The following is a 548-nucleotide window of genomic DNA, read 5'->3' as shown; positions in this document are numbered from 1 at the left end:
GGCCCTCTCTACTTTCCACAGTAACTTGTATGATTGAGCAACCTCTCTATTGGTTAGTTTTGTGTTCGTTCTTAGAACGTATTTGCCATCATATTTGACTTCCGAGGCCATCTTTTCCTGGTCTATCTTCACATCTGTTTTCTGCATATTAAGATTTCGCTTTCTTTTTCTTCCAAAAAAACCCAGAAGAGTCAGCATTTCGAGAGTAGACAACACTTACCGCTGTAGAAAAGGAATTCAAGCGTTTTTCTGTTTTTTGCTGAAGATTTTAGCTTCGAAATGAGACCATGTACACACCTAAAAAGAGCTATCATAAGACCGACTGACGCTTCCTTCTCCCTTATGCAGTATCTCTAAAACTCTTTTGCTTCAAGGCTCTAAAATCCAGCGTAACGTACCCTCAGGGGAAAACTTTCGGTTAAGTTGACTAGTCTTTCCGAACACCGCACTTTTCGGGGATTCCTATGCAGGGGGAAGCAAGCTAGCCAAAACTTTTGTATGTCTGAGCAGTGAGGTACCTTCGACCGTACTATATATATTTGCTGGGA

1 pseudogene is annotated in these 548 nt (G+C 41.4%); it reads right to left on the bottom strand.

The window, feature by feature from the left end:
• A pseudogene (locus tag BG32_RS15795) lies at nt 1-213 on the bottom strand (hypothetical protein); the annotation flags it as partial.
• Nucleotides 214-548: the final 335 nt, after the last annotated feature.

Origin of the sequence: Mesotoga sp. HF07.pep.5.2.highcov (genome assembly GCF_003666285.1) — a bacterium.
Classification (GTDB): domain Bacteria; phylum Thermotogota; class Thermotogae; order Petrotogales; family Kosmotogaceae; genus Mesotoga; species Mesotoga prima.
This window is presented reverse-complemented; position numbering and strand designations above follow the sequence as displayed.